This window comes from Pandoraea fibrosis, assembly GCF_000807775.2.
In the GTDB taxonomy this organism is placed as follows: Bacteria; Pseudomonadota; Gammaproteobacteria; order Burkholderiales; family Burkholderiaceae; genus Pandoraea; species Pandoraea fibrosis.
Genome location: NZ_CP047385.1, coordinates 4,980,168 through 4,992,866, shown reverse-complemented (window position 1 = coordinate 4,992,866; position 12,699 = coordinate 4,980,168). Strand labels below are relative to the sequence as shown.

Sequence of the window (12,699 nt, the reverse complement as noted above, 5' to 3'; positions counted from 1 at the left end):
TTGCCGCGCTGCGATATTTTGCCAATTCCTATACTATGCCTTCGTGACCTTCGTGTGACGTTTCACGCGATGCATGGGGCCATGACGCGAGAGCTGCACGTTGCAGTGCACAACGCGCTCATCGGTCTGCCCAGCCGCGCCGGTCGCATGCACGTGCTTGAGCGAAACATGTTCAATTCCCTATGCCGATAGGAGAGTGTGTCATGGCAGCAGAGCCGTCTGTCCGAACCAATGCGTTCATCTTCTATTCTCTTGCCACGGTGTCGTTCATCGAGACCAGCGTCCCGGAGTTCGTCTCCACCCTCAATCAGATGTATGGCGACGACGACGAGATGAGAACGTGGCTGCGCGATACCTGGCTGCCCGAGGAGGTCGAGCACGGGCGTCTCGCCAAGGACTATATCGCACGAGTCTGGCCCGAGTTTGCCTGGGCGGACGCTTATGAAGCGTTTCTGGCCCGTTACAAGCCGCGTTGCGAGGTGCAGTACATGCGGCCATCGTTGGCGCTGGAGGCGCTCTCACGCTGTGTGACGGAGACGCAGACCGCGATGATCTATCGTTGCCTCGAGTCCTACATGCCGGTCGAGGAGCTCAAGCAGATGATGCATAAGCTGAGCAACGAGGAGGTCGGCCACTATCGCTATTTCCGCAAGACATTCGATAGGTATAACGCCGTGGAGCAGCATGGTGTCATCAGTCGGCTGCGCACCATGGTGGCGCGTAGTGAGTTGGTGCGCGACGAGGACATTGCGTTCGCATTCGAACCGCTCAATCGTTTCTGGCGATCGCCGCCGCCGTTCGAGACGATGACCTGGGACGCCTTCCTTGCCATGTCGGGCGATGTGATGAAGCAGTACATGCCGGTTGAGGCGGCCACACGGATGATGTTCAAGCCGCTGGAGACCGGATCGTGGTGGCGCGACCGCCCGGTCAAGGCGCTCATGTCCTTTATGGTGAAGCGCCAGTACCCGCAGTTGGGCAGCGAGGCCTGAGCCTGACGCGTCCTGTTTTGCTGTGGTTTGTTGCCGGTTCGCTTGGGCGATAGACGAAAAGACGGACGAAAAAAACCCCGCCGAGGCGGGGTTTTTTCGTAGTCGGTGAACCGTATTACTTGTTCGTGCCGACGACTTCGACTTCCACGCGACGATCCGGTGCCAGGCACTTGATCAGCTGACCGCGGTTCTTCTGGTTGCAACCAGTCGTCACCGGGTTACGCTTGCCCTTGCCTTCGGTGTACACGCGGTTGGCTTCGACGCCCTTGCTGACCAGGTAGGCCTTCACAGCTTGAGCGCGACGCAGCGACAGACGGTCGTTGTACTTGTCCGAGCCAATGCGGTCGGTGTAGCCCGTGGCAACCACGACTTCGAGGTTCAGAGCCTGAACCTTGCCAGCCAGGTCATCCAGCTTGGCCTTGCCTTCCGGCTTCAGGATAGCCTTGTCGAAATCGAACAAAGCGTCAGCCTGATAGGTCACCTTCTGCGAGACCGGAGCCACCGGAACCGGGGTCGGTGCCGGAGCCGGCGCCTGAGCGATGATCGAGCCATCGCACTTGGCATTGGCCGTGGCCGGGGTCCAATAGGCATCGCGCCAGCAGAGTTCGTCCGAGCCGTTCTTCCAAACCCACTCGCCGCTGCCGTTCACCCAGTTGTCGTTGACGGCTTGCTTCGAGGCCGCGATCGGGCCCGGAGCGGTCTGGACGTAGTTTTGGGCCATAGCCGAAGCAGCCATCACTGCGGTAGCTGCAACGATCGCGAGCTTAGCGAATTTATTCATATTTCTCCTCTCGAAATGAGATTACCGCAGGTTTACTGCGAGCCTAGACGACGGAACCAAAGTCTTACATCGCTCGAAGTATAACATCGGCAAGTGCGCGAAAGCATGACCCATGCACTTCGAATAATGTCTAACTTATGCCACGGCATTTTGCCATAGCGCTCCCGCCAGTCGTGAGCAAAACCCCAAGTTTGCTGCCTGTCGTGGCGCAGTTGTGGTTTGAGCGCAACACCTTTTGAGGGCCCTCGCCAACCGTTTCATTTCATATCGTTGTCTGACATTTTGGCGTGCCAGACATGTCTTGTGCATTGCATCACGCTCGTTTCGGATGCCTATGACGGGCATGTTAGAATCCGAAGATCATATCGCCGGCAGCCGCCTATCGCGATTAGGGCTTGATAGACACGAATAATGGATCAGTTCGCCAAAGAAACTCTCCCGATTTCGCTCGAAGAAGAAATGCGGCGGTCGTATCTCGATTACGCCATGAGCGTGATCGTCGGCCGCGCTTTGCCGGACGTGCGTGATGGCCTGAAGCCAGTTCATCGCCGCGCACTGTTCGCCATGCACGAGCTGAACAACGACTGGAACCGGGCGTACAAGAAATCGGCGCGTATCGTCGGTGACGTCATCGGTAAATACCACCCGCACGGCGACGCCTCTGTATACGACACCATCGTTCGTATGGCCCAGCCGTTCTCGCTGCGTTATATGCTGGTGGACGGCCAAGGCAACTTCGGGTCGGTCGACGGCGACAACGCCGCTGCAATGCGATACACCGAAGTGCGCATGGCCAAGATCGGCCATGAGTTGCTTGCGGACATCGACAAGGAAACCGTCGACTTCGGTCCGAACTACGACGGCAGCGAAAAAGAACCGCTCATTCTGCCCGCCCGTATCCCGAACCTGCTGCTCAATGGCTCGTCGGGGATTGCCGTTGGCATGGCGACGAACATCCCGCCGCATAACCTGAACGAAGTCGTGGACGCCTGTCTGCACGTGCTGCAGAACCCGGACGCCACGGTCGACGAACTCATCGAGATCATTCCGGCGCCGGACTTCCCGACCGCCGGCATCATCTACGGCATTTCCGGTGTGCGAGAGGGCTATCGCACCGGCCGTGGCCGTGTCGTGATGCGAGCAAAGACTCACTTCGAGGATATCGACCGCGGTCAGCGCGTGGCGATCATCGTCGACGAGTTGCCGTACCAGGTTAACAAGCGCTCACTGCTCGAGCGCATTGCCGAACTGGTCAACGAGAAGCGTCTCGAGGGTATTTCCGATATCCGCGACGAGTCCGACAAGAGCGGTATGCGTGTCGTGATCGAACTCAAGCGCGGCGAAGTGCCTGAGGTCGTTCTCAACAACCTCTATAAGCACACGCAACTGCAAGACACGTTCGGCATGAACATGGTGGCGCTGGTCGACGGCCAGCCGAAGCTGCTGAACCTGCGCGAAATGCTGGTGCACTTCCTCGCGCACCGTCGCGAAGTGATTACTCGCCGCACGGTCTATGAGCTGCGGCGTGCTCGTGAACGCGGCCATGTGCTCGAAGGTCTGGCGGTAGCACTCGCTAACATCGATGACTTCATCGCGATCATCAAGGCAGCGCCGACGCCGCCGATCGCGAAGGCTGCGTTGATGGAGAAGGCGTGGGATTCGTCGGTCGTGCGCGACATGTTGTCGCGTGCCGAGACCGAGTCGCTGGGTGGACGCGAAGCGTTCCGGCCAGAGGGGCTCGACCCCGCCGTCGGCATGCAGGCGGACGGTATGTACCGTCTGTCGGAGACGCAGGCGCAGGAAATCCTGCAGATGCGTCTGCAACGCCTGACCGGCCTGGAGCAGGACAAGATCGTCTCCGAGTACAAGGACGTGATGGCACAGATCGCCGACCTGCTCGACATTCTGGCGCGTCCCGCCCGTGTGACGGCCATCATCAGCGAAGAGCTGACGGCGGTGCGCGCGGAGTTTGGCGATGCTCGTCGTTCGACCATCGAGCACAACGCGACCGAACTCGATACGGAAGATCTGATCACCCCGCAGGATATGGTGGTGACGCTGTCGCATTCGGGCTACATCAAGTCGATGCCGTTGTCCGAGTATCGTGCGCAAAAGCGTGGCGGGCGCGGCAAGCAAGCGGCAGCCACGAAGGACGACGACTGGATCGACACGCTGTTCATCGCGAATACGCACGACACGATCCTTTGCTTCTCGAACCGTGGCCGCGTGTACTGGATCAAGGTCTATGAAGTCCCGCAGGGATCGCGGAACTCGCGCGGGCGTCCGATCGTCAATATGTTCCCGTTGCAGGACGGCGAGAAGATCAACGTGGTGCTGCCGGTCAAGGAGTACACGGAGGATCGCTTCGTGTTCATGGCAACGAGCCTGGGCACGGTCAAGAAGACGCCGCTCGCGGCTTTCAGCCGTCCGCTCAAGAAGGGCATCATCGCCGTGAACCTCGATGATGGCGACGTGCTGATCGGCGCCGCCATCACCGACGGTGCACACGATGTCATGTTGTTCTCGGACAGCGGCAAGGCGGTGCGCTTCGACGAAAACGACGTGCGTCCGATGGGGCGCGAGGCTCGCGGCGTTCGCGGCATGCAGCTCGAAGACGGTCAAACGGTCATCGCGCTGCTGGTCGCCGAGAACGAACAGCAGTCGGTGCTCACGGCCACCGAAAACGGCTACGGCAAGCGCACGTCGATCACCGAATATACGCGCCATGGCCGTGGCACTAAGGGTATGATTGCGATCCAGACGAGCGAGCGCAACGGCCGGGTGGTCGCGGCGACGCTGGTTGAGCCGGATGACGAGATCATGCTGATCACGACTGGCGGGGTACTGATCCGGACGCGTGTGTCGGAAATTCGCGAAATGGGTCGGGCCACGCAAGGGGTGACGCTGATCAGCCTGGACGAAGGCACGACGCTCTCAGGCCTGCAACGCATCGTTGAGTCCGACGCCGAAGTTGCCGAGGCTGCCGAGAATGGCGACGCCCAGAAGAGCGACGACGAGACGCCGGAAGCGGATGTCACGGAGTAATACTGGCGTAACTCGATGTAATCTACGGGTACATTGCCCCGAAAAGTCAGTAGAATCTGGCCCGATGCAGTGAAGTGCCCAGGCGAGGATGCATCTATTTATCGTCGTCGACAGCCGACGAACTTTGGAGTGACTATTACTATGCAACGCAACGTCAAGAAGTGGATGTGGCTGCTGCTCGCAGCCCCGGCAATGGCAATGGCCCAGCAGAGCGCCCCGCTCGACGCCGACAAGAAGGCAGCCATCAAGGATCTGCTCGACGCCATCGATTCGAACAAGCTCGTTGCCGCCATTGGCGATGGCGCTCAGCAGCAAGCTCGTCAAGTGTCGATTGGCGTGCTGCAGGAGCAACTCGAAACGAACAAGACGTTGAGCGACGCGCAGAAGCAGGCCATCGTGCCGGTTCTGCAGCAGAACGCCGTGCCGAAGCTGGTGGAAAGCGCTGGTAAGGTTTTCACCACCGACGCGTTTAAGAACGACGCGGTGCAGGCGCAGTACAACGCCTACGGCAAGTACTACTCGACCGAAGAAATCAAGGGGTTGACGGCGTTTTACAAGAGCCCGGTTGGCCAGAAGTACATCAAGGTGCAAGATCAGGTCGGCCAGGAAGTGGTTGGCAGCCTGATGCAAAAGTACGGCCCGCAATCGACGGAAGCGTCGAGAAAGCAGGCTGACGCCGAGATTGCCGCCGCTGCCAAGTCGGCACCGAAGGCACCGGCTAAGAAGTAAATTTCGGCTGATCCTTCGGGATTGACCGATAATGGCCGTTTGCGAGTGATCGCAAACGGCCATTTTGCATTGGTGGGCCAAATCGGCAGGTCCTGCTCGGAACATTCCGGAATACCGTCGTCCTGCACCGGAATTGCGGGGCACACCCGCACGCGGCGGTCATCTGGCGGTATAGTTGACCTCTGCCGCTGTCGCGCCACCGAATGAACGCCAGATGTGAAACGCAAGCCGCACGGGACAGTCTCCGCCGGCTTGCGTTTCACTTTTACTGCTGCAAAACGATAATGACGCGCGCTTTCAATTTTTCCGCCGGTCCGGCGGCGCTGCCTGCTGAAGTGCTCACGCAGGCGGCCGAGGAAATGCTTGATTGGCATGGGGCCGGCATGGGCGTGATGGAGATGAGCCATCGCGGACGCGAGTTCATGAGCATTCTGGCGCAGGCGCAGGCGGATCTGCGCGAGTTGCTGGCGGTGCCCGAGAACTACCGGATCTTGTTCATGCAAGGCGGGGCGCTGGCGGAAAACGCCATCATCCCGATGAACTTGCTGGGCGGTGAGCGCGCCGCAGAGCGACGGACGGCGGACTACGTCGTGACCGGCTCGTGGTCGGTCAAATCGCAGAAGGAGGCGCGCAAGTATTGTGACGTCAACATCGCGGCGAGTACCGAGGCGGACAAGTTCACGCGACTGCCGAAGATGGACGAATGGCAGTTGTCGAAGGACCCGGCATACGTCCACATCTGCACGAACGAGACGATTCACGGCGTCGAATATTTCTGGACGCCGGATCTGGCAGCGGCCGGATTGCCGAACGCGCCGCTCGTGGCCGACGTCTCGTCGCACATTCTTTCGCGTCCGATGGACGTGTCGAAGTTTGGCGTGATGTACGGCGGTGCGCAGAAGAATATCGGCCCTTCGGGCCTGACGCTCGTTATCGTGCGCGATGATTTGCTCGGTCGTTCGTTGCCTGTCACGCCCAGCGCATTCGACTGGAAGATCGTGGCCGAGAACGACTCGATGTTCAACACGCCGCCGACTTACGCGATTTACATCGCAGGTCTCGTGTTCCAGTGGCTCAAGCGTCAGGGCGGTTTGGCTGCCATGGACGCGCAGAACAAAGCGAAGGCCGAGCTGCTGTACGGCTATCTGGATGGCAGCGATTTTTACCGGACTTCGGTAGAGAAGGACTGCCGCTCACGTATGAACGTGCCGTTTTTCCTGCACGACGATGCATTGAACGAGACCTTCCTGGCCGGTGCTCGCGAGCGCGGCCTGCTGCAACTCAAGGGCCACAAGTCCGTGGGGGGTATGCGTGCCTCGATCTATAACGCGATGCCGCTAGCCGGTGTTGAAGCGCTGGTCGACTATCTGCGCGAATTCGAGCGCAGCCACGGCTGACGAGGGCAAACGGCCGGCGCGACAGAAGTTTTTCGATGTCCTTCGGGGCAACGCGCCGCGAGCTGCCTGACCATGTCCCATCGTAAGAAGACAATACGCTCCATGGATGATGATCTGAACGCATCGTTGCGCCCCTTGCGCGAGAAAATCGATGCTATCGACGCGCAGCTTTTGAAGCTGCTCAATCAACGTGCGGCCGTCGCCCTGGAAGTGGGCGAGGTCAAGAAGCGTTTCGGTGCGCCGGTGTTCCGGCCCGAGCGCGAATTGCAGGTTATTTCCCGACTGCAACAAGCCAACGACGGCCCACTGTATGGCGACAATCTGGCGTCGATCTGGCGCGAGATCATGTCCGCCAGCCGTGCGCTCGAGAAGGTCATGACCGTTGCCTATCTTGGCCCGGCGGGAACCTACAGCGAACAGGCAGCCTTCGCCTACTTCGGACAGAGTGTGAAGGGTTTGCCGTGCCCGTCGCTCGACGAGGTGTTTCGTGCCGTCGAGGCCGGGAGTGCGGACTTCGGGGTCGTGCCGGTCGAGAACTCGACCGAGGGCGTCGTCTCCCGCACGCTGGACCTGCTGTTGCAGAGTCCGCTGACGATCGGCGGTGAAGTCGCCCTGCCGATTCACCATAATCTGATGTCGCAGTCGGGCACGCTCGACGGCGTGACACGCATCTGTTCGCATGCGCAGTCGCTTGCGCAGTGTCAGCACTGGTTGACGGCGCATTTTCCGCAACTGGAGCGTCAGGCGGTATCGAGCAATGCCGAAGCGGCGCGCATGGCGTCGGCCGATCCGGCGGTTGCCGCCATCGCGGGCGACTCGGCAGCGACCCAGTACGGGCTGCAAATCGCGTTTTCCCATGTCCAGGACGATCCGCATAACCGCACGCGTTTCGTTGTGGTCGGCACGCAGGACCCGGCGCCTAGCGGTCACGATCAGACCTCGCTGATTTTGTCTGTCCCGAATCGCGCTGGCGCGGTGGTCGCGTTGCTGGAGCCGCTCGCGAACAACGGGGTGTCGATGACGCGCTTCGAATCGCGCCCGGCCAAGAGCGGTGCGTGGGAGTACTACTTCTACGTCGACTTCGAAGGGCATCGCGACGATCCGAACGTCGCCAAAGCGCTCGACGTGCTGCGTCAGAATGCGGCCTACTGCAAAGTGCTCGGGTCCTACCCGCGCTCCGCGTGACGAGCGGCGGGATTCATCATGAGTCTGAATAAACTCGTCATCTGCGGCGTGGGACTGATTGGCGGTTCGCTGGCGCGTGCGCTCAAAGCCGCAGGGACGGTGAAGGAAGTCGTCGGTGTCGGACGTAGCGAAGCGTCGCTCGCCAGAGCCTGTGAGCTTGGCGTGATCGATCGCGCCGCCGTGTCGATGGCCGATGCTGTGGCAGGTGCTGACGTGGTGGTGCTCGCGGCGCCGGTGGCGCAGACGCCGGCCTTGTTCGCGGCGATCCGTCCGCATCTTGTCGGTCATACGATCGTGACCGACGCCGGCAGCACGAAGACGGATGCCGTGACGGCCGCGAAGGCAGCCTTGGGCGACGAGGCCTGGCGCTTCGTGCCGGGGCATCCGATTGCCGGGGCGGAGTTGTCGGGTGTCGACGCCGCGAAGGTCGATCTGTATCGCGACCGGCGCGTCGTGCTTTGTCCGCAGCCGGCCAATCGCAGCGAAGATGTCGCTCTCGTGCGCGCGATGTGGGAAGCGACCGGCGCGCGTGTCTCAGAAATGTCCGAGACGCAACACGACCGAGTTTTCGCCTCGGTGAGTCACTTGCCACACGTGCTGTCGTATGCGCTCATTGCGCAGATTCTCGAAGCCCCCGACGCCGCATTGAAATTCGGTTTCGCTGGGGGCGGTTTTCGCGACTTCACACGTATCGCCGCATCGAATCCGGAAATGTGGCGCGATATCTGTGTGGCCAATCGCGAGGCGTTGCTTGCCGAACTCGATGGCTATCTCGCCACGCTCGGTACGCTGCGTGAATTGATCGATGCTGGCGATGGTGCCGGCCTCGAGGCCGTGTTCGCGCGCACCAGTCAGGCGCGAACGGACTGGGCCAAGCAACAGGAAAAGTAAGTCATGGAAACGCTCGATCTCGGCCCCTACGGCCACGCCGAAGGCACGCTGCGCTTGCCCGGCTCGAAAAGTATCTCGAACCGCGTACTGCTACTCGCAGCGCTGTCGCACGGCACGACTCGCGTGCGCGATCTGCTGGCTTCGGACGATACGCAGGTCATGCTCGATGCATTGGCGACGCTTGGCGTCAAATGCACGCAAGTCGGCGACTCGCGCGATTTCATCGTCGAGGGGTGTGGTGGTGTGTTTCCGGTGAAGGTGGCCAAGCTGTTCATGGGCAATGCCGGTACGGCGATTCGTCCGTTGACCGCGGCATTGTCACTGAGCCACGGTGACTATGAAGTCTCGGGCGTGGCGCGTATGCACGAGCGCCCGATCGGCGATCTGGTCGACGGGTTGCGTCAACTTGGCGCGCAGATCGACTATCTCGGCAACGCCGGTTATCCCCCGTTGCACATCAAGCCAGCCGACGTGGCGGCACCCGCGACGCCAATTCGCGTGCGGGGAGACGTGTCGAGTCAGTTCCTGACGGCATTGTTGCTCACATTGCCGTTGCTGCCTTCGGCGACCGGTGAGATTGTCGTCGAGGTCGAGGGCGAGTTGATTTCCAAGCCGTATATCGACATCACGTTGCGGCTGCTCAGGCGTTTTGGCATCGACGTGCAGCAGGACGGCTGGTCGCGCTTCACTCTGCCGGCGGCAGATGCGAAGGGGGCGAAGTATCGGAGCCCGGGCGAAATCCGGGTCGAGGGCGACGCGTCGTCGGCGTCCTATTTCCTCGCTGCCGGCGCGATCGGTGGTGGCCCGATGCGTGTCGAGGGCGTTGGCCGCGACAGTATTCAGGGCGATGTGCGATTTGTCGATGCGCTTGCGGCAATGGGCGCGCGCGTCACCCTGCACGACGATGCCATCGAAGTGCACGGTATCGATACGCCGAGCGGCAAGCTGCGGGCGGTCGACATGGACTTCAATCACATTCCCGACGCCGCGATGACGATTGCCGTCGCCGCGCTCTTCGCCGATGGCACCACAACGCTGCGCAATGTGGCGAGTTGGCGTGTGAAGGAGACGGATCGTCTGGCCGCCATGGCCATCGAATTGCGCAAGGTCGGTGCGACGGTGGAAGAGGGCGCGGACTATCTGCGAGTCACGCCGCCGGCGTCGCTCACGCCGAATGCGGCGATCGACACCTACGACGATCATCGTATGGCGATGTGTTTTTCGCTCGTCAGTCTGGGGGGCGTGCCGGTGACGATCAACGATCCGAAGTGTGTTGCGAAGACGTTCCCGACGTACTTCGCCGAGTTCGCGCGCGTCGCGTCGTAGTCCTTGTAGTCCTTGTAGTCCTTGTAGTCCTCGTGGTCCATTTGCGAGTTCGGGGCTGACGTGCCGCTGTCGTAGCCGGCATGTCGGTCCTTTCGATTTCGCCCGTGGACTTGCGCTTGCAGACGCCCCCGTTCTGCGATTCGCTGTGCGCTTGATGAGCAGGCATTGGCGCTGCACCCAGACCGTTAACCCTGTCCGGTCAATGTCTGCCAAAGCAGAATGCCGTTCAGCGTGACAATGGTCCCCGCGATGAGCCAGGCGACTGCCAGTAACGCGCCGCGCACGCGCCATTCACCCATCAGCTTTGCATCGCCGGCGAACCGCACCAGGGGGATCACTGCGAACGGCAATTGCAGGCTCAACACAACCTGACTGAGGATCAGAAGGTTGGTTGTTTGGGCTTCGCCGCCATGTCCGACGATCAGTAGTGCGGGGATGAGCGCCAGCGCGCGTGTGACAAGCGCACGTTGCCAGGGCTTCATCCTCAAATTGAGGAATCCCTCCATCGTGACCTGTCCCGCGAGCGTGGCGGTGACTGTCGAATTCAGGCCGCAAGCCAGGAGTGCGACGGCAAACATCACGCCGGCCCATTGGTTGCCCAGCAGCGGCGCGAGCAACTTGTGGGCGTCGCCCAGCGATTCCACCGAGGTGTTTCCGCTCGCATGGAACACCGCGGCCGCGAGAATCAGGAGCGCCGCATTGATCAGGAAGGCGAAGCCGAGCGACAGTGTGGTGTCCCATTGCGTGGTGCGCAGTGCGCGTCGCAACGTGACGGGGGTGCGCTCGGGCATCGCCTCGCCGCGCATGCGCAGCAGGGCCGAGTGCAGATACAGGTTGTGAGGCATCACCGTCGCGCCGAGAATGCCGGTCGCCAGCCAGAGCATGCCCGCTTGCGCCACGATGTCACTGCGCGGGCGCAGGCCCGCGGCAGCGGCCCCCCAGTCCGGGTTGGCCAGCGCCAGTTGTGCGGCGAAGCAGCCCGCAGTGAGCAGAATCAATGCCGCAACGGCGCCTTCAAGCCGTCGTTGTCCGAAACCTTGAAGCCCCAGCATGGCGAATGCGAGCGCGCCCGCAAGCAATACGCCTACTGGCAAAGAGAGGCCGAACAGCAGTTGCAGCGCGACCGCACTGCCGATGATTTCGGCAAGATCGCAGGCGATGATGGCAATCTCGCACAGGGCCCATAACGCCAGCGAAGTCCGGCGGCTATACTGGCTACGTGAGAGTTGCGCGAGATCGCGTCCGGTGACCAGACCGACACGCGCCGCCAACCATTGCAACAACAACGCCATCACGCTCGAGAGCAGCACAACGCACAGCAGCGTGTATCCGTATCGGGCGCCCCCGGCGATTGCCGTGGCCCAGTTGCCCGGATCCATATACCCCACGGCGATGAGGGTGCCCGCCCCTGCGAACCCCATCCACCGCTGCGCTCGGCGCGGCGTAGGGTTTTGCGCGTCGGGTGGCGGGACCCATTCGGGACTGGCTAAGGGATAATCGCGGCTTTGCATGGCAGTTGCACGTCAGGCGGCGCCGGTGGCGTCCATATCTAAATGATAATCATTATTATTTGGATGAAGGGTTTTATTTTTTAATGTGTTGGATAGACAGAGACGAAGGGATGCCTGATTTGACGGTAGTAGACGACTCGATTCCGGTCATTACGGTGGATGGCCCGACGGCGTCCGGCAAGGGCACGGTGGCGCATCGTGTCGCTGATGCGCTGGGCTTTCACTATCTCGACAGTGGGGCGCTCTATCGACTCACGGCGTTGGCGAGCGCTCGTCATGGCATCGATCCGGACGATGTCGGGGCGCTGTCGGTCCTTGCTGAAACGCTCGACGTTCGATTCAGGGATGAGCGTATCTGGCTGGCTGGCGAAGACGTGACCGACGCGATCCGGGCCGAGGCGATCGGCAACCGGGCCTCGAGCATCGCCGTGCACAAAGCGGTGCGGCAAGCGCTGACGGCGCTCCAGCGCGGGTTCAAGACCGCACCGGGCCTCGTCGCGGACGGCCGCGACATGGGAACGGTGATCTTCCCGGAGGCCGAATTGAAGGTGTTTTTGACGGCTTCGCCACAGGCCCGTGCCGAGAGGCGGTATAAGCAATTGATAGAAAAAGGTTTTTCTGCTAATATAGACAGTCTCATGCTGGACCTCGAGGCGCGTGATGCGCGGGATCGTACCCGTGCCGAAGCGCCGCTAAGACCGGCTGAGGGTGCGCGGGTACTCGACACATCGGGGCTCAACGTCGATCAGGCGGTGGCTCAGGTGCTCGAATGGTTCGCGCAGGTGCAGTACCCGCAAGGCGCCTGACCGGATGTTTCATGCAGTCATCCGGCGTGGCTTTGT

General features: G+C 61.2%; 10 protein-coding genes. 8 read left to right on the top strand and 2 right to left on the bottom strand.

Annotated elements, in window-relative coordinates; translation table 11 throughout:
• Positions 1–203: 203 nt before the first annotated feature.
• Positions 204–992 carry a hypothetical protein gene (locus tag PI93_RS21980; protein WP_039375304.1) on the top strand — a complete coding sequence of 263 codons (789 nt, stop codon included), beginning with the start codon at positions 204–206 and terminating at the stop codon, positions 990–992.
• Between the two features lie 115 nt (positions 993–1,107).
• Here the strand turns inward: PI93_RS21980 and ompA are convergent, their stop codons facing one another.
• Positions 1,108–1,773, bottom strand: a complete 666-nt coding sequence (gene ompA / locus PI93_RS21975; RefSeq protein ID WP_039375306.1) for an outer membrane protein OmpA — start codon at positions 1,771–1,773, stop codon at positions 1,108–1,110.
• 411 nt (positions 1,774–2,184) lie between these two features.
• Between ompA and gyrA the strand changes: the two genes are divergently transcribed.
• The 6 genes from gyrA (at position 2,185) to aroA (ending at position 10,346) form a co-directional block, all read left to right on the top strand.
• Positions 2,185–4,818 carry a DNA gyrase subunit A gene (gyrA, locus tag PI93_RS21970; protein ID WP_039375309.1) on the top strand — a complete coding sequence of 878 codons (2,634 nt, stop codon included), beginning with the start codon at positions 2,185–2,187 and terminating at the stop codon, positions 4,816–4,818.
• Between the two features lie 141 nt (positions 4,819–4,959).
• The gene (locus tag PI93_RS21965) at positions 4,960–5,547 is read left to right on the top strand and encodes a DUF2059 domain-containing protein (RefSeq protein WP_039375310.1); all 588 of its coding nucleotides are present in this window, start codon (positions 4,960–4,962) and stop codon (positions 5,545–5,547) included.
• A gap of 284 nt (positions 5,548–5,831) precedes the next feature.
• Positions 5,832–6,944, top strand: coding sequence for a 3-phosphoserine/phosphohydroxythreonine transaminase (gene serC / locus PI93_RS21960; protein ID WP_039373886.1), 1,113 nt, complete (start codon positions 5,832–5,834; stop codon positions 6,942–6,944).
• 102 nt (positions 6,945–7,046) lie between these two features.
• On the top strand, positions 7,047–8,129 hold the full coding sequence (gene pheA / locus PI93_RS21955) for a prephenate dehydratase (RefSeq protein WP_039373884.1): 1,083 nt from the start codon (positions 7,047–7,049) through the stop codon (positions 8,127–8,129).
• A gap of 18 nt (positions 8,130–8,147) precedes the next feature.
• The gene (locus PI93_RS24895; protein WP_039373881.1) at positions 8,148–9,020 is read left to right on the top strand and encodes a prephenate dehydrogenase; all 873 of its coding nucleotides are present in this window, start codon (positions 8,148–8,150) and stop codon (positions 9,018–9,020) included.
• Between the two features lie 3 nt (positions 9,021–9,023).
• On the top strand, positions 9,024–10,346 hold the full coding sequence (gene aroA, locus PI93_RS24890) for a 3-phosphoshikimate 1-carboxyvinyltransferase (protein WP_039373880.1): 1,323 nt from the start codon (positions 9,024–9,026) through the stop codon (positions 10,344–10,346).
• 185 nt (positions 10,347–10,531) lie between these two features.
• On the opposite strand, the gene PI93_RS21940 is transcribed toward aroA, so the two are convergent.
• Positions 10,532–11,857, bottom strand: coding sequence for an Nramp family divalent metal transporter (locus tag PI93_RS21940; RefSeq protein ID WP_080759374.1), 1,326 nt, complete (start codon positions 11,855–11,857; stop codon positions 10,532–10,534).
• A 110-nt stretch (positions 11,858–11,967) separates the two neighbouring features.
• Here PI93_RS21940 and cmk point away from each other — a divergent pair, with 110 nt between their 5' ends.
• Positions 11,968–12,663, top strand: a complete 696-nt coding sequence (gene cmk, locus PI93_RS21935) for a (d)CMP kinase (RefSeq protein ID WP_224786075.1) — start codon at positions 11,968–11,970, stop codon at positions 12,661–12,663.
• The last annotated feature ends 36 nt before the right edge of the window (positions 12,664–12,699 follow it).